Genomic DNA, 20,006 nt, shown 5'->3' with positions numbered 1-20,006 from the left:
ATAGCCCCAACTTATTCGCCACTTCTAAAAGCTTCTCCCGCATCCATATATTTACTAAATCCTCATCGGCATTTTTATGCCAGTACATGTGTACGGGGAGTGGCGGTACCTCAAACGGAAGGGGCAAGATTTCAATATCGAATTTATTACTGAATTGTTGAGCAAATCGTGTTGGCATTGTCAGCAAAAGGCCGCACTGACTCACTACATTAACAGCGGCAAAGTAGTGCTCACATTGAAGGGATATTTTTCGATGCAAATTGTGTTGGGCAAGGGCGAGATCAACAGTGTCCAGCTTTGAATCTTTTAAAGACACAAGCGCATGCTGTGCTGCTGAGTAGTGCTCAATACTGGGGTTGTCTAGGTAGCTATTAGTTGGTGCACACACCACAACAAAGGTTTCCTCGCAGATAAACTGAGAACGTATCTCACTGCTGGTAGGAACGAGGGCATCAATGACGATATCAATCTCTTTGTTAGTAAGTGCCGGGGCAAGTTCGGGCCAGGTTACCTGCCTGCTATTTACCGTGATATTAGGCGTGTTTTGAACAAGTTCAGGAATTATCGTCGGAAAAAATATAGATTCTAGAATATCGCGCAGTCCAAGATTAACCGTGCGTGGTTTATCACCTATATCGAACTCCACCTTGCCTTTTAAGGTATTTTCAAGGGTTTCAATTGATGTCACGACCGATGTAATGATGCCTTGGCAGAACGGGGTAGGGATTACTTGTCGCCCGTGACGAATAAACAGAGGATCATCAAATTTATCTCGTAACCGCCCTAATGCGTGACTTACTGCAGGCTGAGTAATATGTAGTGCATTAGCGGCTTTCGTAATACTGCCGTGCTCATAGACTGCACGTAGCACCACAAACAAATTAAAATCTAATTTTCCATGCATATTATTTATGGGTTTCCATAATAAGGCATCATTTCTATTTATTGTTGAACAGAGTACACTGTGTTAAATGTTAATAAAAGGTTTCTTTTGTAAGGGGCGTGTGCATGCAGGCATCTGTACTTACCGAGGTGTTGTTACCTCTAGCGTTGGCATTTGTGATGTTTGGCATGGGGCTAACCCTAACCCTTGCTGACTTTGCCCGATTGATTAAAGCGCCTAAGGCGGTCGTAACCGGCTTTATAGGTCAAATTATCTTGTTGCCTTTGCTAGCTTTAGGTTTATGTATTGCGTTTGGAGTGCCCGACTATATTGCTGTGGGTGTTATGGTATTAGCAGCATGTCCAGGCGGTACTACCAGCAATTTAATTAGCCACATTGCAAAAGCCAATCTAGCCCTTTCAGTTAGCTTAACCGCAATTTCAACCATTGCCTGCGTGTTCACTACGCCGTTTATTATTCAATTTGCTATCGATTACTTTGTAAAAGAAAATGCCCCCGAGTTTTCTATATTTCAAACCGTAACTGGCCTGGTTGGCGTTTCAATCTTACCGGTTATCATTGGAATGACAATTCGTCGCTTTAATACGCCGTTTGCAATGAAGACTGAGAACTTCTTTCGACAGTTTTCCATGTACTTTATGTTGCTCATGATCGTTGGCGTATTGGTTTCTGAAAGACATAGCTTAGCGTCGTCGCTTGAAAGCGCGTTTTTGGTTTGCGTAACGCTTAATCTTTCTTCGGTGCTGCTAGGGCTTTTATTAGCCAAGTCATCAAAACTGGTGTTCAAAGACTCACTTACCCTGGCAATTGAGATAGGAGTTCAAAATGCTGCCCTTGCTATGCTGATATGCATAACCTTTTTAGATGCGCCTGACTATGCAATTGCGCCAGGCGTTTATGGTATCGCTATGTATATTGGCCCCGCCTTATTAGCCGTGTGGGCAAAGCGAACAATGCGAAACGGTCAAGAATTAGGATCTTTACACAAGACAGAGTCGGTATGATTGGACTGATAAGGCGCTCTGTTTACATGCGCCAAGTACAGTGCAAACAGAACAACTGAATAAGAATAATGAAACCAGAACAAGTAGGAAACATACCATGCGCGTATTGATTACCGGTGGCGCCACCGGCTTAGGCCAAGCCATTGCCTTTAAGTGGGCGGAAAAGTGGAAAGGCAAAGAAGGGGGTATAGAAATTTGCATTGCTGACATCAATCAAGAAAGGGGCGATGAAACAGTAAATACGCTTACTACACAAGGTGCCAAAGCCTTTTATGTGCATTGTGATATCACCTCTGATAGTGATGTTGAGACGCTGGCTCAAACTATTGAAGCGCGCTGGGGCGGTATTGACACTGTGTTTAATAATGCCGGCGTTGCTACTGGCGGTAGCCTCTTAGATGAAACCATAGACCAGTGGCAATGGGTTTTCGATATTAACGTACTCGGTATGGTAAGAGTAAGTCGTGCACTCTTACCGATAATGCGCAAACAAGGCGGTGGCTACTTTATTAATATCGCATCGCAAGCGGGGTTAACGCCTATTCCTTACATGGGAAGTTACAACGCGGTGAAAGCCGCTGTGGTATCGTTTTCAGAAACCATGAAGTTGGAGCTAGCCCCCGACAATATTAATGTTAGTGTGGTTTGTCCCAGCTTCTTTAAAACGAATCTCGATGAGTCGATGCGAAGCAATAATCCGGCCTCGCACAAGATGATCAATAAGTTTTTTGCCAAGGCTGATATGACGAAGGAAGACGTAGCCGAGTCCATTTACCAACAAGTTAGTAAAAAGCAGTTCCTAATTCTTACTCACAAATTAGGTAAACGCGCTTTCCTGCTGAAAAAGCTGCTACCAACCCAGCGTTATATAAGCAATATGCTCTATCAAACCAAGACGATGAAACGGTCAATGGAAAAGCAGAACTAATTTTTAAATTAACATCTTTTTGCCCTACACACTATCGCCGAACTCTTTGGGCATGCTCATTTGAACTTGCGCAAAAACAGGGTAAAAGCAGAAGCCGGTTCTTATAAGGCTTTTAAATAGGCGCTTAAATAGCTTCGTTGGGAATAAGTGTTTTAAAATATAATTAAAAGAAGAATGACATATGCAACAACACGTCGTAGATAAAGCAGACAGCGTGCGCAAGGGCGAAGAACTAGACGTCAGTGCCGTACACAGCTGGCTTAAAGATAATATTAGCGCAACCGATCCATCGTTGTCTGTCGCTATTCGAAGTAGCAATACTCTGCCTAAAGTAACCCAGTATTCCGGTGGCGCTTCCAATTGGACATACTGCTTAGACTACCAAGGTGACAACCAAGAGAGTAGCCAAGACAATTACCAACAATTCTCGCTAATCTTGCGCAGGGCTCCGGCGGGTACAAAGGCGAAAGGGGCTCACGATATGGGCCGGGAATACCGGTTGCAGCATGCGCTAAAACCCGTCTACCGTTATGTGCCAGAGATGCTTGGGCTTTGTGAAGATGAAAGCATATTAGGCACTGAGTTCTACGTAATGGAAAAGTTTACTGGCGTGATTCCCAGAAAGAACTTACCCAGAGGTTTAGAGACAACAGAGCTGCAAACAAAGCAGCTTTGCACTAATGTACTTGATAGTTTAATTGAGCTGCATAAAGTCGATTACCAAAAAGCGGGGCTTGAACACTTAGGAAAAGGCGCTGGGTACATAGAGCGTCAAATCAGCGGCTGGAGCGCACGCTATAGCAAAGCGAAAACGTGGAACGTACCGTCGGGTAAAAAAGTTATGCGCTGGTTAGAAAATAACATGCCCGCTAATGAGCGTATTTGTATTACTCACAACGATTTCCGGTTCGATAATGTGGTGTTAAAGCCAGAAGACTACACACAAATTATGGGCGTGTTGGATTGGGAACTAGCAACCTTGGGCGACCCACTTATGGACTTGGGTAACACCTTGGCCTATTGGGTACAAGCCGACGACGACTTTTTAGCCCAGTCTACTCGTAGGCAGCCCACGCATTTACCCGGCATGCTAAGTCGTAAGCAAGTGGTGGCGTATTATTGTAAAGAAATGGAGATAGATGTAGATGATTTTACCTTTTATGAGGTTTACGGGCTTTTCCGCCTAGCCGGCATTGCCCAGCAAATTTACTATCGCTATCACCACAAGCAAACAAATAATCCAGCCTTTAAAAATTTTTGGATCTTCATTCATTACTTAATGTGGCGTTGTAATAAGGCCATTAAAGCATCAGGAAAACCATAATGACAACAAGACAAAATATTCTGATCACAGGCGCAAGCTCTGGCTTGGGAAAAGGCATGGCTATAGAGTTTGCCAAACAAGGCTGTAACTTGGCGCTATGTGCTAGACGCTTTGAAAATTTAGAAAAACTCAAAGAAGAGCTACTTATTATAAACCCAAATATAGACGTTTATATTCGCTCTTTAGATGTTAACGATCACGATGCAGTTTTTGAGATATTTGACGGGTTCAAAGCAGACATGGGAACACTCGATAGAGTCATCGTGAATGCAGGGATGGGGAAGGGAGCCTCAATTGGTACAGGGTATTTTAACGCCAATAAGCAAACCGCGGTAACTAACTTTGTGTCGGCGCTCGCGCAATGCGAGGCGGCTATGGCCATCTTTAGAGCACAAAATAGTGGTCATCTAGTAACGATTTCATCTATAAGCGCTGTGCGCGGGTTTAGACGTGCTATGACCGTTTACGCAGCTACAAAGGCAGGACTAACGTCTATGACTGAAGGTATTCGAATGGATGTAATGAATACGCCGATTAACGTCACCTGCATTCATCCTGGCTTTATTCGCAGCGAAATAAATGAAAAAGTTGAAAAGGTGCCGTTTATTGTTGATACCGATGTGGGCTGTCGCGCTATGGTCAATGCAATTAATAAAGAGAAGGCGAACGCTTTTGTGCCAAGCTGGCCTTGGGCAATTCTTCACTGGATCATGCGTATCGCTCCGGCAAGCTCAATAAGGAAGATGAGCTGATAGCGTATAGCTTAAAGTGCGAACACAGCGGAAAGACCTTTTACCTTGTGGTAGAGCTCGCCTAATGGCGGGCTTTATACTTGTAAGTCTAAAGTTTATTCTAAAACAATAAATAAACCTTTATTTGATTACAGGTACAAAAAAAGCGCCGTAGGGCGCTTTTTTAACTACTAATCTTTAAGATTAGCCTAGTGCTTTGATTTGTGCAGCTAGACGGCTCTTATGACGAGCAGCTTTGTTCTTGTGAATCAAGCCTTTAGTAGCCATTCTGTCAAGTACTGGAGTAGCAGCAGAAAGTGCAGCTTGTGCAGCTTCTTTGTCACCGCTAGCAATTGCAGCGATTACTTTCTTGATGCTTGTACGAGTCATCGAACGACGGCTAGCGTTATGCTGGCGACGCTTTTCGGCTTGGATTGCACGCTTCTTAGCAGACTTAATGTTAGCCAAGGTGTAACTCCCAAAATAAATTCATGTCAAAAACGAGGGTGCGGATTGTGCCTATCAAACGCCCAAATGTCAAACGGTTTAAAACTTAAATCGTTTCGCGTTAAAACGCGCAAGCTATTGAACACAAAGTATGCTCAACACGTTGCACATTCTTTGCGACATTTAACAGGTATATCTTAATAGATATCCTTTGCAAACATTAAAAACGTTAGATATGCAGTTATACAGCACCCCATATCGGGCGCGGATTATAGCAAGAAACTTCACAAAGATGCACAACTATTTTGAATAAATCGTTTCACCACTCATGGCCTTTCGCTATTATGGCTCGCTTAATAGAGGCGTTAGACCTCGCTCCCTTTGGTCTGCTCGGTAGCAGCGTCGTAGGGGCGGGGTAGCAGGGCAATACTTTTACAGCGATGGCTTTTGCAAAAAAATGCCTTGTCTTTTATCTATCTAGTGGAAATGTGGCGTGTCACGGAAGTTAATTAAATCAGGTCTTATAGTTAGCGTTATGACCTTGGTCTCTCGCGTGTTAGGTTTAGTGCGCGACGTTGTCGTTGCTCGCTTAATGGGCGATGGGGCAGCAGCAGACGTATTTTTCTTTGCCAATAAAATCCCCAATTTTCTTCGTCGTCTTTTCGCTGAAGGCGCATTTGCACAAGCGTTTATTCCGGTATTAACCGAGGTTCACGAAAACGACGACAAAAAACAGCTTCGCGAATTCGTGGCTAAAATAAGTGGCACTTTGGGCGCTATTGTATTCGTGGTGTCTATTATAGGTGTTATTGCCTCGCCCGTCCTTGCGGCCCTGTTCGGCACAGGGTGGTTTGTGGCGTGGCTTGAGGGTGACGCGGGAGGGGATAAGTTTGTCTTGGCCTCGACCATGCTGAAAATTACCTTTCCTTATTTAGCGTTTATCTCACTAACCGGGCTGGCCGGGGCAATTTTAAATACACTGAATAAATTTGCCGTTGCCGCCTTTACGCCAGTTCTCCTTAACGTATGTATTATCACCTGCGCAATACTGTTAGCGCCTACTTTAGAACAGCCTGCTTACGCCTTAGCGTGGGGGGTATTTATCGGTGGTATCGTGCAGTTCCTTTTTCAACTTCCGTTTTTATTTAAAGCGGGGCTTTTGGTAAAGCCCAAATGGGGCTGGCATGATGAAAATGTTGTAAAGGTACGCACGTTAATGATCCCAGCGCTATTTGGCGTGTCGGTTGGTCAAATCAATTTGTTATTTGATACCTTTATTGCCAGCTTTCTTGTTACGGGGTCCATAAGCTGGTTGTACTATTCAGACCGGCTACTAGAGTTTCCATTAGGCTTGTTTGGTATTGCCATTGCAACGGTAATCCTACCAACGTTGTCGCGAAACCATGTAAGCAAAAACCCCAAAGCTTTCGCAGCCAATATTGATTGGGCATTTCGTATGGTGTGCCTATTAGGCATACCGGCAGCTGTAGGCTTAGGCGTAATGGCACGCCCTATTTTAACGGTTATTTTTCAGCGTGGTGCATTCACTGCAGAGACTGCCATCATGGCGTCCTACTCGCTAACGGCTTACTCATTTGGTTTACTTAGCTTCATGTTGGTAAAAGTCTTAGCGCCTGGTTTTTACTCCCGTCAAGACACCAAAACACCGGTAAAATTTGGCATTTGGTGCATGGTAGCGAATATGGTGTTCAATGTTGTTTTGGCCATACCTTTTGGATACGTAGGCTTGGCTATCGCTACCAGTATGTCGGCTACACTCAATGCTGTACTGCTTTACATTACGTTACATCGCCAAGGGGTGTTTGCGCTAAGTCGCACGTCGGTGTTATTTATAGCCCGGGTTATTGTTGCGAGCACCGCGATGGGGGCGCTTATTTATTACAGAGACCAAGGCTTAGCCTTCTTTGATTTATCCCTTTCTGCACAAATGGTAGAGGTAGGGATAACCATTGGACTCTCGGTGTTGTTGTTTATGATAACGATGGTGGGGCTGGGGATGCGCCCGCGGCACTTTAGGAGTGGCGGGGAATAGTCCTTCAAGCTGGCCGCGCGAATAGCGCGCGCGTGCTTGGTATTGTGCTCGGGGTCGGCTATAATCGCGAGCTTTGATTTTCTAGCAGTTAAAAAGGTAGTGGCTAACAGTGGAATTTATCCGCGGGCTAAACAATGTAAAACCGCATCACAAAGGGTGCGTGCTCACTATTGGCAAGTTCGACGGCGTACACCGTGGTCATCAAGCTGTACTGGCCAATGTGCTTGAAAAGGCAAAGTCGCTTTCGCTTCCTGCCACCGTTATGGTGTTTGAACCACAGCCTGAAGAAGTGTTCATGCCTGATAAAGCGCCCGCGCGCATCAGTCCACTTCGTGAAAAATATGAATTATTGCGACAACAGGGCGTGGATAGGCTACTGGCGGTTCGATTTAACGCTCAGTTTGCTCAACAAAGTGCGGACACCTTTGTTCACGATTTGCTGGTGGACAAACTGGGCGTAAAATTTTTAGTTGTAGGTGACGATTTCCGCTTTGGGCATGGTCGTAAAGGCGACTTTAAAATGCTTCAAGCTGCTGGCGAACAATACGGTTTCGACGTTGTGAGTACCCATAGCTTTACCATGCATGCTCACCGTATAAGCTCGACAGCGGTGCGCGAGGCGCTCGCTGACGGCGACTTTGGGCTGGCAAAAGAAATGTTAGGCCGCCCCTTTGCTATTCATGGCAGGGTAGTTCACGGCGAGAAAAAGGGTCGTACTATTGGGTTTCCAACGGCTAATGTAATGTTAAAGCGTCAAAAAACGCCAATTCACGGAGTATTCGCGGTGCGCGTTGATGTGGATGGAAAACACTTTAATGGGGTTGCCAACATTGGCACTCGCCCGACGCTAAACGGTGTCAGAAATCAGCTGGAAGTACATATTTTCGATTTGTCATCTGACTTATATGGAAAACCAATTACTGTCTTTCCGATGGCAAAAATTAGAGATGAAATTAAATTTGCTTCGTTTGAGGCATTAAAAGACCAAATTCAAGCAGATGCGGCGAAAGCCCGTCTGTTATTAGCATAGTTAAACGTGATAAAGTCGCAGACCGTAATGGCGCGTATTGGGTTCATTTTCAAACAGAGCTTCGTCTCTTATTGAAGTAGCCGCTCAACATCATCACTGTGCTAAAACACGTTAAGTTGCTCTTGCCTCTGCCAGAACAACGCAATATTGCAAATAAACATCGCAAAATGAATATCGCCTTTACAATGCGCTACCGCATTGGGTGAAAACTAAGGTAACCGGATAATACAATTTTATGAGTGATTACAAAGCCACATTGAACCTTCCAGAAACTGCGTTTCCGATGCGCGGTAACCTTGCTCAGCGCGAGCCGAAAATGCTTAAAGACTGGCAGGAAAAAGGGGTATACAGCAAGATTCGTGAAGCGAAGAAAGGCAAAAAGCCGTTTATTCTTCACGACGGCCCTCCTTATGCAAATGGCGATATTCACATTGGTCACGCGGTTAATAAAATTCTTAAAGACATTATTGTAAAGTCTAAAAACCTTTCTGACTTCGACTCTCCTTATGTTCCAGGATGGGACTGTCACGGTCTGCCTATTGAGTTAATGGTAGAAAAGAAAGTGGGTAAGCCGGGCAAAAAAGTTTCCGCTGCACAATTCCGCCAAAAATGTCGCGAATATGCGCAAAAGCAAATTGACGGTCAAATGGCTGACTTCAAACGCTTAGGCGTATTTGGTGAGTGGGATAACCCTTACAAAACCATGGACTTCAAGTCTGAAGCCGATATTATTCGAGCGCTAGGCAAAATTGTTGACTCTGGTCACTTAGAGAAAGGCTTTAAGCCAGTACATTGGTGTACTGATTGCGGCTCTGCACTTGCAGAAGCCGAAGTCGAGTACAAAGATAAAGTGTCGCCAGCTATCGATGTAAAGTTCCCAGTGGCTGATGTGACGGCTATTGCAGAAGCGTTTGGCGTGTCTGAAGCTGATTTAACCGCTCACAAAGCTGGCGTTGTTATTTGGACTACCACGCCGTGGACGCTACCTGCAAACCGTGCAATTAGCTTACACCCTGAACTTACCTACGCAATTGTTGAAGTGCAGCCATCAAACGAATGGTTGGTAGTAGCGCAAGACCTGCTTGAAAGCTGTATGAACCGTTACGGCGTAGAAGATTTCCGTGAAGTGGCAACCTGTACCGGTGAAGCACTTGATAAGCTTAAAGTTAATCACCCGTTCTTAGACCTTGAAGTACCACTGATTCTAGGCGACCACGTCACCACTGAATCAGGTACTGGCTGTGTACACACCGCACCTGCCCACGGTGTTGACGACTTCAACGTTGGCAAGCAATACGATATCGAAGTTTATAATCCGGTAGGTAACAATGGTGTGTACCTTGAAAACACCCCGTTATTCGCAGGCAAGTTTGTATTTAAAGCTAACGATGAAATTATTGAGACGGTGAAAGAAAAGGGTAACCTTGTATTAAACGTAAAATACGAGCACAGCTACCCACACTGCTGGCGTCACAAAACACCTATTATTTTCCGCGCTACCCCTCAGTGGTTTATCAGCATGGACAAGAAAGGGCTACGCGCTGAATCTCTTGAACAAATCAAACAAACGAAATGGATCCCAGACTGGGGCCAAAATCGCATTGAAAAAATGGTCGAAGGTCGTCCTGATTGGTGTATTTCACGCCAACGTACGTGGGGTGTCCCCATTCCTTTGTACGTTCATAAACTTACCGGCGAAATTCACCCAGAGTCTTCAGCGTTAATGGAAAAAGTGGCGCTTGAAGTAGAATCTAAAGGTATTCAAGCGTGGTGGGATTTAGATGACGCCGAGCTACTAGGCAGTGATTTAGATAACTACGACAAAGTTACCGACACCTTAGATGTGTGGTTTGACTCAGGCGTAACACACTACTTTGTCGTAGACCGCCGCGATGACATTCCGGCTTCTGCTGACTTATACCTTGAAGGTTCAGACCAACACCGTGGCTGGTTCATGTCATCATTGATGTCGTCAACCGCCATGCACGGTCACGCGCCATATAAAGAAGTGTTAACCCACGGCTTTACGGTAGATGCGCACGGCAGAAAAATGTCGAAATCGGTAGGTAACGTTGTAGCCCCTCAGGAAGTTACCAACAAACTAGGTGCTGATATTCTTCGTTTATGGGTTGCGTCGACTGATTACCGCGGTGAAATAGCGGTATCGGATGAAATTCTAAAGCGGGCCGCAGATGCGTATCGCCGTGTACGCAACACGTCACGATTCCTTCTTGCAAACCTCAATGGCTTCAACGTTGAAGATGCGGTAGCAGAAAACGAGATGGTAGCACTGGATCGCTGGATTGTTGCCCGTGCCAAGGCGCTACAAGAAGAGCTGATTGAAGCATACGAAAAGTACGATTTGCTCGTTGTGTCGCAAAAGCTTATGCACTTCTGCTCAATTGAGCTGGGCTCATTCTATTTAGACGTTATTAAAGATCGTCAATACACCGCTAAAGCTGATGGTCTTGCACGGCGCTCTTGTCAAACGGCGATGTACCATATTGTTGAAGCGCTTGTTCGCTGGATGGCGCCGGTAATGAGCTTCACTGCACAGGAAATCTGGGAAACGTTACCGGGTGAGCGCAGCGAGTTTGTGTTTACTGAAACCTGGTATGAAGGTTTTAACGGTTTCACCCAAAGTGAGACATTTAACGATAACCTTTGGCATCAAGTACTAAGCGTAAAAGACGCGGCAAACCAGGCGATGGAACAGGCACGTAAAGATGGTGAGCTAGGTGGCTCTCTGGAAGCGAGTATTGAGCTCTATGCAACAGAGTCGCTACACGACGTATTGAACAAACTAGAAGACGAGCTTCGCTTTGTGCTTATTACATCAGGCGTAACGCTGACTAAAGTAGATAGCGCGCCAATTGGTGCTAAAGCGACAAGCGTCGACGGTTTGTGGTTAACTGTAAATAAGGCAAACGGCGAAAAATGCGTACGTTGCTGGCATCATCGCGAAGATGTTGGTTCACACGAAGGACACGAAGAACTGTGTGGCCGCTGTGTGACGAACATTGATGGTGACGGGGAAACGCGTCATTATGCTTAAGCTTTTTCGCGAAACTGGATTGCGATTTCTATGGATAAGCGCGTTAGCGTTTATCCTAGACCAATGGAGCAAATATACGGTCATCGACACTATGTCGCTTTATCAGTCGATTCAAGTGTTACCGTTTTTTAACTTCACGTATGTTCATAACTACGGTGCCGCATTTAGCTTTCTAGAAAATGCGGGTGGCTGGCAGCGTTGGTTCTTCACTGCCATTGCTGTTGTGGTAAGTGTAGTGATTTTGTGGTGGCTTAAGCAGTCACCTCGCTCGCAAAAAATGCTGCCGGTTGCCTTTGCCTTTATTTTAGGTGGAGCACTAGGTAACGTTTACGACCGTTTAGTTCATGGCTATGTCATCGACTTTTTAGATTTCTACGTAAATAATTACCACTGGCCAGCATTTAACATTGCCGACAGCGCAATATTTATAGGCGCGGCTTTACTTATTATCGACATGTTTAAAAATGGCGACAAGAAAAGTGAAGAAAACGGTGCGGAGTCAAAAGCAGGCTCTGCAAATAGTAGCGAAACCATTAAGTAGTATTTGGATAGGTTATGACAGACTCATTAGTAATTGGCGCTGACAGCGAAGTCATTCTTCACTTTGATTTAAAGCTAGAAGATGGTTCTGCCGCTGATAGTACGCGCGTAAACAATAAACCCGCCAAAATGGTGATGGGTGACGGTAGCCTAACGCCAAATTTTGAGGCGTGTCTACTTGGTCTTGCGAAAGGCGACAAAAAGGCTTTCACGTTAGGCCCTCAAGACGCGTTTGGTCAACCCGATCCTAACAATATTCACTACATGGATAGAAGTCGTTTTGGCGCTGATTTAAACGTTGAGGAAGGTATGATTTTAGCTTTCTCTCAGCCTGATGGCACCGAAATTCCAGGTATCATTCGAAGTGCAGCGGGCGACTCTGTAACGGTTGATTTTAACCACCCGTTAGCGGGCCAAACCGTTATTTTTGATGTTGAAATTATTGATGTTAAACCTGGCGCTTCAGCTCAAGGTGGAAACTAGTTATGCAGATACATTTAGCTAACCCTCGTGGTTTCTGTGCGGGCGTAGACAGAGCTATCACTATTGTAGAACGGGCGCTTGAAATGTTTGAGCCGCCTATCTATGTGCGCCACGAAGTTGTGCACAATAAATTCGTAGTAGACGGATTACGTGAGCGCGGCGCGCTGTTTGTGGATGAGCTTCACGAAGTGCCAGACGATAGCATTGTGATTTTCTCTGCCCACGGCGTGTCGCAAGCGGTTAGAAAGGAAGCGGAAAATCGCGGCCTTAAGGTGTTTGACGCAACCTGTCCATTAGTCACAAAAGTGCATATGGAAGTAACCCGCGCTAGTAAAACAGGTACTGAATGTATCTTAATTGGTCACGCCGGTCACCCCGAAGTAGAGGGGACTATGGGCCAATACAGTAATGACGAAGGCGGTATTTATTTAGTAGAGTCTGAGGCTGATGTGGCAACATTGGAAGTTAAAGACCCAACGAACCTTTATTATTGCAGCCAAACTACGTTATCTGTTGATGATACTGCCGATGTTATCGACGCCCTTCGCGCTAAGTTTCCAAAAATCAATGGCCCGAGAAAAGATGATATTTGCTATGCCACGCAGAATCGCCAAGACGCGGTGCGCGATTTAGCGCAAGACTGTCAGGTACTGTTAGTGGTTGGCGCACAGAACAGCTCTAATTCCAACCGCCTTCGTGAGTTAGCGGAAAAAATTGGTGCGAAGGCTTACTTAATCGCTGATGCCAACTGTATACAGCAAGAGTGGCTAGAAGGTATTGAACATATTGGCGTTACCGCTGGCGCATCTGCCCCCGAAGTATTGGTGCAGGGTGTGGTAAACAAGCTTAAAGCGTGGGGGGCTGTTTCAGCTTCTGAGCGTTCAGGGCGTGAAGAAAACGTAGAGTTTGCTGTACCGAAAGAATTAAGGGTTAAACAAGTAGTCTGATACCCCATAAAGCCTATTTGAACTTAAAAAAACACCGCACTTCGTTGCGGTGTTTTTTTATGCTTTTGTCTACTGGTATTTCAATCACTTGCGGATAGATAATAATACCTTAGGTATTATCATAAGTGACTAAAACGTAACGTAGACGGCGTTTTCCGTGATGAGCCTGGTCATAGTAAACTATGAATCCCTCTGTTTAAGTACCGTGATCTTCCGCATTGAAGGGCATTAAACGTGTAATGCAGATGTGAAACGACATAGAAGCTAGGTAATGGCACGCTAATCCAATCGATGAGAAAGGATTGTTAAAATTATACGTTTTGATAACCAACGATACCCAGCATAGTACGCTTTTGTCTTACTATACTAAATTGGTGATAACACCAAGCGAAACACTAGGTATATGGCAAAGGTAATGAAAGCTGAAAAGGTGATAATGAAGCGAGCAAAAGGAAGTGGTATTCGCGCACAAACGGGTGTAGGTCTGATAGAGATCTTAATCACGCTATTTATCCTGGCGGTAGGCTTGCTTGGCGTTGCTGCATTACAATTTACTGGTTCATTCGCTAACAAGGATGCCATTAGTCGTACGCAAGCTGAAATGGTTGCTGCGCAGGTTGCTGAACGTTTAAGAGCTGCAGCGCGGCCTGCTACGGTAGGCGATGGCATGGTAGCGAATAACGCCTACTTTTCAAATACGACTTATAACTTTTCAGGTCTAAGCTGTTCGAATGCTTCCCACCCCTATCACGGCTGCTGTCTATCGAGACCCGCTGATATTCCCAATTGCGAAGGGCAAACCTGCAGCGAAACCCAAATGGCCGCTTACGATGGCTGGGCTCTATCTTGCTCGGCAGTGCAAACCAACCCTCAAACGAAGGTGTCGGTCTCCTGTGATGACACCAATAACGCTGACATTTATAGCTGTAGTGCAGGTTCTAGGGTAGAAATATTGCTAACCTGGCCAGTTGCCTCATCAGGAAATCAAATATATACGCTCAACTCACGTTGTAACCCCAACGATGGCGATAGTAACGCTTGTGTGTTTAAGGACATAACACTATGAGAGGTGTGAAACACATGAGTCAGCGGGGCTTTTCATTAGTCGAGCTCATGATTACCTTAACCTTAGGTTTAGTTATTTCTGGTGCAATTATTCAAGTACTTGTTAGTAGCAGTGTTACTAACAAACTGAACCAAGCTGTCGCTCAAGTACAAGAGTCGGGGCGCTTTATCATGGGACGCCTTTCCGCTGAATTTTACGAAGTAGGCCGCTATGACCAGATTACCGCGAATGTAGACACCTCAGTTGATATAGTGGCCGAAGCTGCCTACGTTGAAAATCATCCTATTGCTGTAGCCGGTGATTTTGTTAACAACGCTACCTTAGGCAGCGTGCAAACGTCTAGTGGCGGCAGCGATAAACTTGTAGTGAGCCTGCTAGGTCAAGAGGATTGCACGGGAAACCAACACGGTTACGCTTTAGGCAGCGAATTTCATGTGGTTAATCACTACTTTGTGAGCGGCAGTACGCTTAAGTGTACCGGATACGATGGACGTGTTTTGCGGGGCTTAAAGCCGCAGTCGGTTTCACCAGTTACTGTCACCCTTCTCGATAACGTAGAAAGCTTTCAAGTGCAATTTGGCATTTCCGACAGTATCAGCACATCTCAAGGACAAGCCATCTCTTACGTAACCGCCGATGAGATAGCGGGTTTAAGAGCACTTAATCAACAAGTTGTGTCACTGCGATGGGCCCTCATGATTAAAAGTTATCAAAATGAAGTTAGGCAAACTAACGCGCAAAAGTTTGCACTGTTAAACGAAGCGTCTAAAACCATGGACACGGCGCATTACTACCAGGTTTTCTCAAAGACGCTGGCACTTCGAAATATGAAAAATTTTGTCAGGAGTTCACAATGAAACAGCAGGGGCTAGTGATGGTGTTTGCACTGCTTGTATTACTCTCTATTACTGTTTTAGGTGTAAGCGCGGTTACTAGTAGTTTGTCACAATCTAAAATGGCAGTGTCTATGCAGCAAAGCGGGTTAGCGTTCGATGCGGCTGAAGCGGCAATTGCGGGGGTATTTTTTGAGTCGGAAGATGAAAGCCTCTTAACCGATGCAACAAAGACAGACCCACTATCTGAAGCAAGGCAAGGTAATATTTTTGACCCAACTGTAGATACCATGAGCTGTTTTGACGAAGGAGAATGGACCGATAGGTATATGACAGAAGGGGGGCTTTCAATTGGAGACCGGCATATCACTGACGGTACTTATCAAAGCGAAGCGTCATCTAAAAGCTGGTCCCGCACGGCATTTATACGCGAGCAGGCGTGCAGAGGGTCTAGTAACGTTATCGGGGGAAGTAACGTTAACTGTCACGTATTTATTATAAGAGGCTGTGGGAAAGTTTCGGGTAAATCCTCAGTGGTAGCTAATAGTTTAGCTGCAACAGTGTTTGGCCCGGCTTCACAATAGGTATCACAATGAAAAAACTAACAACTTACCTTGCTTCCATTTCGCTGTTTAGCTGTATCGGTTTTTCCGCTTTTGGTGATGACCTAGACATTTACCTTGGAAACGCCAGTAACGCGGTAACCTACAATCCTAACGTACTGTTTATTATGGACTCGTCGGGCAGTATGGGTAATTACGATAACACTAGCCAAACAAGAATGCTTCGCGTCCAAAATGCCCTCAAAGAGGCGTTGAGTTCAGCAACGAATATCAATGCCGGGCTCATGCGCTTTTCTGACTACGGCGGCCCTATTCTATACCCTGTTCGCAATATTGATGAGTCGGTACGGCCTGAAATTATCATTTCCACCAATGACGACGACCATGATGCCCATGAAATAAATGGAAGTGTGACCACAGATAGTAATGATTTAATCTTAAGCAGCGGCACCCAAACGGTAACATCTGGACTGCGTTTTACTGAATTAAATATCCCTCAGGGCGCGACGATTTTAAATGCGAGCATTCGGTTTACGTCTGAAAGATTCAATGTGGCTGGCACATCGCTGGTGATATCAGCTGAAGCCTCAGCATCAAGTAGCGCTTTTTCATTATCTAGCAACAATCTTAGCGAACGCAGTAAAACCGCAGCTAATATTGAGTGGTTAACCGACAACAGCTTTCCTGCGTCGGGCGAAGTAATAACCACGCCTGATATAAGTGCAGTTATTCAAGAGGTGGTGGATTTATCAGCGTGGTGTGGTGGCAAAAACATAAATATTTTGATTGAAGGTACAAGCGCAGACCCGGCCAGTGCACGTGAAGTAAGAGCGAGTGATGTGGGGCAAAGTGGTGCGCCACAGTTAGTTGTATCCTACGACGATTCCACAGCATCAGGGTGCGTGCAAGGCGAGGGGATCTATCAGGTTGCTGATGCGAAAGATAATTCCGAAGAAGATGTAAATGGCTACCCAAATACGGGGGGCGAACTGTCTTTTAATTCGTCTTACAACGACTATATTGGTGTACGTTTTAGAAATGTAAATATTCCACAGGGCGCAGTTATAACCGACGCTTATTTAGAGTTTACTGCCTACTCTACCCGAACGTATGGCAACCCGAGTATGCGCATTCGCGGGGTGGCTGACGATGATGCATCAGACTTTCACCCGAACCGACGCTACCGGCTACGAAACCTTCCTAAGACCTCTGGTATCACTTGGTCAATGCCCGACTTTTATAACAATTACGTCTATAGAACGCCCGACATAAGTGGCATTGTGAAGCAAATAGTCGACCGCTCTGGTTGGCAATCTGGTAATGATATGGCGTTCGTGATGGATAACTTTGTTTCTTACCGCGGTGCTCACACTTACAACTCGCCATCAAAGGCGCCAAAGCTTATCGTTAAATTTAATGGCGCTGCTACCCCAGGTGCGTCGGCTACCGTGCGTGAACATCTAGTCAGTAAAATAGATGAATTAAGTGCAAATGGCTTTACTCCAATTGTGGATACGCTATTGGAAGCGGCCAATTATTATGGTGGTAGAAGCGTTGACTATGGGCGAAAGCGTGGCGAAAACGACGTGAATTGGTCTGTAAGACGAAGCACGCGAGTGAGCCATCGCAGTTCTTATTTAGGGGCTGATTCTATTTTACCGTGGGGGTGTACCGAAGATAACCTATCTGACAGTGACTGTATCACCGAACAAATCCCGACGCCTGCAACTTACATATCTCCGGTGTCTGACTTACAGTGCCAAACCAATAATCATATTGTGCTGCTATCTGACGGTGAAGCCAATAACAATCATAGCGTTTCGAAAATCCAAACCTTACTGGGTCAAAGCTGTACGGGAAATGGTGGAGAAAAGTGTGGCTTGGATCTGGTTAGAAATATTAGCGATACCTCGACATCCGTAATTGGTCCCAGGGTTATTACCCATACAATAGGGTTTGCGGCTAATAACACCGCAAATAACTTCCTAAACCAACTGGCGCTGCAAAGCGGCGGTGGTTTTTATCAAGCAGACAACAGTACTGACCTTTTAGAGGCCTTCAACACTATTTTACGTTCAGTAAAAGACGTTAATGCTACCTTTGTTTCGCCTGGCGTGGCGGTAAACCAACTTAACCGTCTTACACACAGAGATGAGCTTTACTTTGCTTTATTTAAGCCAAGCGAGGGCGCAATGTGGCCGGGTAATTTAAAACGCTACCGCTTAAGCGGCGATAAAATTCTCGACAAAAATAGCTTAAATGCCGTAGACAGCGAAACAGGGTTCTTTACAGAAAACGCACATAGCTACTGGTCAACGCTGGCTGATGGTAGTGAAGTAAGTGAAGGCGGCGCATCTAGCCGTTTGGGAGCAAACAGAAATATCTATGTCTTTGACGGAGCTGGCACCATTGCAAGTAGTGCAAACGCGCTGCATGAAGACAACACAAGCATCACCAACGCTGATCTAGCTATTCAAGGTGAAACCGATGCGGACGACTTGAGAGATGCCATTTTAAAGTGGGCGAGAGGCGTAGATGTAAAAGACAGTAATGGTGATGGCAGTACTAGCGACTACCGAACGCAAATGGGAGATCCTATCCACTCTCAGCCTATTATCGTTAATTATGGCTCCAACGACTCCGCTATTTTCGTCGCAACTAACCAGGGGATGCTGCATTCTTTCGATACTTCAAGCGGGGAAGAGAATTTTGCCATCATGCCAAAAGAGTTACTGCAGAATTTGCACCATTTTTATAAGGACACACCCACGTTAGAGCATGAATATGGCCTAGATGGCGACATGATTTTACGAACCGTCGATGATAAAAAATACCTTTACGTAGGTATGCGTCGAGGCGGTCGTAATTACTATGTATTTGACGTTACACAAAAAGATTCTCCGAAGCTTAAATTCAAAATAGAAGGTGGGGCAGGTACCCTTGCGAAACTAGGGCAAACCTGGTCTAGACCTACTATTACTAAAGTAAATATGGGGGGGCAGGTTAAAAACGTCATGATTATAGGTGGTGGTTACGACGACGCGCAGGATGATCGCTCTGTAAGAGCGAGTGATGTGATGGGCAACGCCGTGTTTATGTTCGATGCAGATACCGGAAGCTTACTGTGGCATGCGAGTAACGAAGATGCAGACTTGAACCTTAGTAATATGACGTACAGTGTGCCAGGGCGTATTTCTGTCATCGACAGGGACAATGATGGGTTCGCTGACCACATGTATGTTTCCGATACAGGCGGACAATTATTCCGCTTGGACATCTACAATGGTGAGTCTGGGGCAGACTTTATCAAAGGGGAACGTCTTGCTGATTTTGGTGGTGATACAGAAGAAACAAACCGCCGTTTCTATTATGGCCCTGATGTCACGGAAGTCGCATTGGGCGATGAGTTATATTATGGCATAGCGCTAGGCAGCGGATGGCGTGCATCTCCTTTAGATACGGTAGTAGAAGATAATTTCTATATGCTCAAAGACAGTGGCGTATTCAACCGCGATACTAACGGTAATTACACTTACATGAGTACAGTAACTGAATCAGATATGTATAACGCCACCAGTCATGCCCTAAATAGTAGCGATGAGAGTGAGCGAGCACTTGCTTCTCAAACCTTCGCGAATAAAGCCGGTTGGTATCTAAATCTAACAATCAACGGTGAAAAAGTGCTGTCTTCACCGCTCATTATTGATTACAAGGTGTTCTTTACCACCTACGTACCTGCTGAGAGTAGTACCAGTGCCTGTGCGCCGCCTACAGGCAACAGCCGCGCGTATCTCGTCAGTATGTTTAACGGTAATGCAGTAACCGATGTCAACAACGATGGTGAAGTGAATGGAGAGGATCGCTCCGCTGATTTAAAACAAACGGGTATAGCGGCAGAAACGAAAATCCTAATCGAAGATATTGTAAGCCCCGTAGTATGTTTAGGTACCGAGTGCGCGTCTGCAGTAATAGAAGTGGATGAAGACGGCAATGATGTTGATTGCGTCAATGCATTTGAATGTTTAGCTGAAAATATCTATGGCCGTTTCGAACGCATTCAGCGCGGCAGTTGGCATTCTGAAACGGAAAGAGAGTAAT

Annotated in this window: 16 protein-coding genes; 14 read left to right on the top strand and 2 right to left on the bottom strand. The window is 45.3% G+C overall.

The features are described from left to right. Window positions 1-904: LysR family transcriptional regulator (locus ACTRWF_RS17435; protein ID WP_020746256.1), on the bottom strand; the 904-nt coding region annotated here is incomplete at its 3' end. Window positions 905-1,008: 104 nt separating this feature from the next. Between ACTRWF_RS17435 and ACTRWF_RS17430 the strand changes: the two genes are divergently transcribed. From ACTRWF_RS17430 to ACTRWF_RS17415, 4 genes are all read left to right on the top strand, one after another. Further along, the gene (locus ACTRWF_RS17430; protein WP_462835944.1) at window positions 1,009-1,908 is read left to right on the top strand and encodes a bile acid:sodium symporter; all 900 of its coding nucleotides are present in this window, start codon (window positions 1,009-1,011) and stop codon (window positions 1,906-1,908) included. A 97-nt stretch (window positions 1,909-2,005) separates the two neighbouring features. Further along, a complete protein-coding gene (locus ACTRWF_RS17425) occupies window positions 2,006-2,836 on the top strand; it encodes an SDR family oxidoreductase (RefSeq protein WP_462835943.1) in 831 nt (276 codons plus the stop codon). A 181-nt stretch (window positions 2,837-3,017) separates the two neighbouring features. After that, window positions 3,018-4,160 carry a phosphotransferase gene (locus tag ACTRWF_RS17420; RefSeq protein WP_462835942.1) on the top strand — a complete coding sequence of 381 codons (1,143 nt, stop codon included), beginning with the start codon at window positions 3,018-3,020 and terminating at the stop codon, window positions 4,158-4,160. Next, window positions 4,160-4,912, top strand: a complete 753-nt coding sequence (locus ACTRWF_RS17415; RefSeq protein WP_462835941.1) for an SDR family oxidoreductase — start codon at window positions 4,160-4,162, stop codon at window positions 4,910-4,912. Before ACTRWF_RS17420 ends, ACTRWF_RS17415 begins: the two co-directional genes overlap by 1 nt. 183 nt (window positions 4,913-5,095) lie before the next feature. On the opposite strand, the gene rpsT is transcribed toward ACTRWF_RS17415, so the two are convergent. Beyond that, window positions 5,096-5,359, bottom strand: coding sequence for a 30S ribosomal protein S20 (gene rpsT / locus ACTRWF_RS17410; protein ID WP_012518968.1), 264 nt, complete (start codon window positions 5,357-5,359; stop codon window positions 5,096-5,098). Between the two features lie 472 nt (window positions 5,360-5,831). On the opposite strand from rpsT, the gene murJ reads away from it, so the two are divergent. From murJ to ACTRWF_RS17360, 10 genes are all read left to right on the top strand, one after another. Beyond that, complete coding sequence (gene murJ / locus ACTRWF_RS17405; RefSeq protein WP_141154257.1) at window positions 5,832-7,391, top strand: murein biosynthesis integral membrane protein MurJ; 1,560 nt, start codon at window positions 5,832-5,834, stop codon at window positions 7,389-7,391. Window positions 7,392-7,500: 109 nt separating this feature from the next. Next, window positions 7,501-8,421 carry a bifunctional riboflavin kinase/FAD synthetase gene (ribF, locus tag ACTRWF_RS17400; RefSeq protein ID WP_462835940.1) on the top strand — a complete coding sequence of 307 codons (921 nt, stop codon included), beginning with the start codon at window positions 7,501-7,503 and terminating at the stop codon, window positions 8,419-8,421. A gap of 235 nt (window positions 8,422-8,656) precedes the next feature. Continuing rightward, window positions 8,657-11,476 (top strand): isoleucine--tRNA ligase, encoded by a 2,820-nt coding sequence (gene ileS, locus ACTRWF_RS17395; RefSeq protein ID WP_462835939.1) that lies wholly within the window; start codon window positions 8,657-8,659, stop codon window positions 11,474-11,476. Then, entirely contained in the window at window positions 11,469-12,017 is a 549-nt protein-coding gene (gene lspA, locus ACTRWF_RS17390) for a signal peptidase II (protein ID WP_012517496.1), read from the top strand. The genes ileS and lspA overlap by 8 nt, the downstream gene beginning before the upstream one ends. A gap of 14 nt (window positions 12,018-12,031) precedes the next feature. Beyond that, window positions 12,032-12,499 (top strand): FKBP-type peptidyl-prolyl cis-trans isomerase, encoded by a 468-nt coding sequence (gene fkpB, locus ACTRWF_RS17385; protein WP_012517497.1) that lies wholly within the window; start codon window positions 12,032-12,034, stop codon window positions 12,497-12,499. A 2-nt stretch (window positions 12,500-12,501) separates the two neighbouring features. Beyond that, window positions 12,502-13,446, top strand: coding sequence for a 4-hydroxy-3-methylbut-2-enyl diphosphate reductase (gene ispH, locus ACTRWF_RS17380; protein ID WP_012518965.1), 945 nt, complete (start codon window positions 12,502-12,504; stop codon window positions 13,444-13,446). 415 nt (window positions 13,447-13,861) lie between these two features. Beyond that, window positions 13,862-14,512: a type IV pilus modification protein PilV gene (pilV, locus tag ACTRWF_RS17375; RefSeq protein ID WP_278383057.1), complete on the top strand. Its 651-nt coding sequence runs from the start codon at window positions 13,862-13,864 to the stop codon at window positions 14,510-14,512. Further along, the gene (locus ACTRWF_RS17370; RefSeq protein ID WP_012518963.1) at window positions 14,509-15,369 is read left to right on the top strand and encodes a PilW family protein; all 861 of its coding nucleotides are present in this window, start codon (window positions 14,509-14,511) and stop codon (window positions 15,367-15,369) included. Before pilV ends, ACTRWF_RS17370 begins: the two co-directional genes overlap by 4 nt. Further along, on the top strand, window positions 15,366-15,929 hold the full coding sequence (locus ACTRWF_RS17365; protein WP_462835938.1) for a PilX N-terminal domain-containing pilus assembly protein: 564 nt from the start codon (window positions 15,366-15,368) through the stop codon (window positions 15,927-15,929). The genes ACTRWF_RS17370 and ACTRWF_RS17365 overlap by 4 nt, the downstream gene beginning before the upstream one ends. An 8-nt stretch (window positions 15,930-15,937) precedes the next feature. Further along, on the top strand, window positions 15,938-20,005 hold the full coding sequence (locus ACTRWF_RS17360; RefSeq protein WP_462835937.1) for a PilC/PilY family type IV pilus protein: 4,068 nt from the start codon (window positions 15,938-15,940) through the stop codon (window positions 20,003-20,005). Window position 20,006: the final 1 nt, after the last annotated feature.

It is taken from the genome of Alteromonas sp. G5_S2_22_S1 (genome assembly GCF_054968525.1).
The sequence above is the reverse complement of the archived record's forward strand: the minus strand, read 5'-3'. Positions and strand labels throughout refer to the sequence as shown.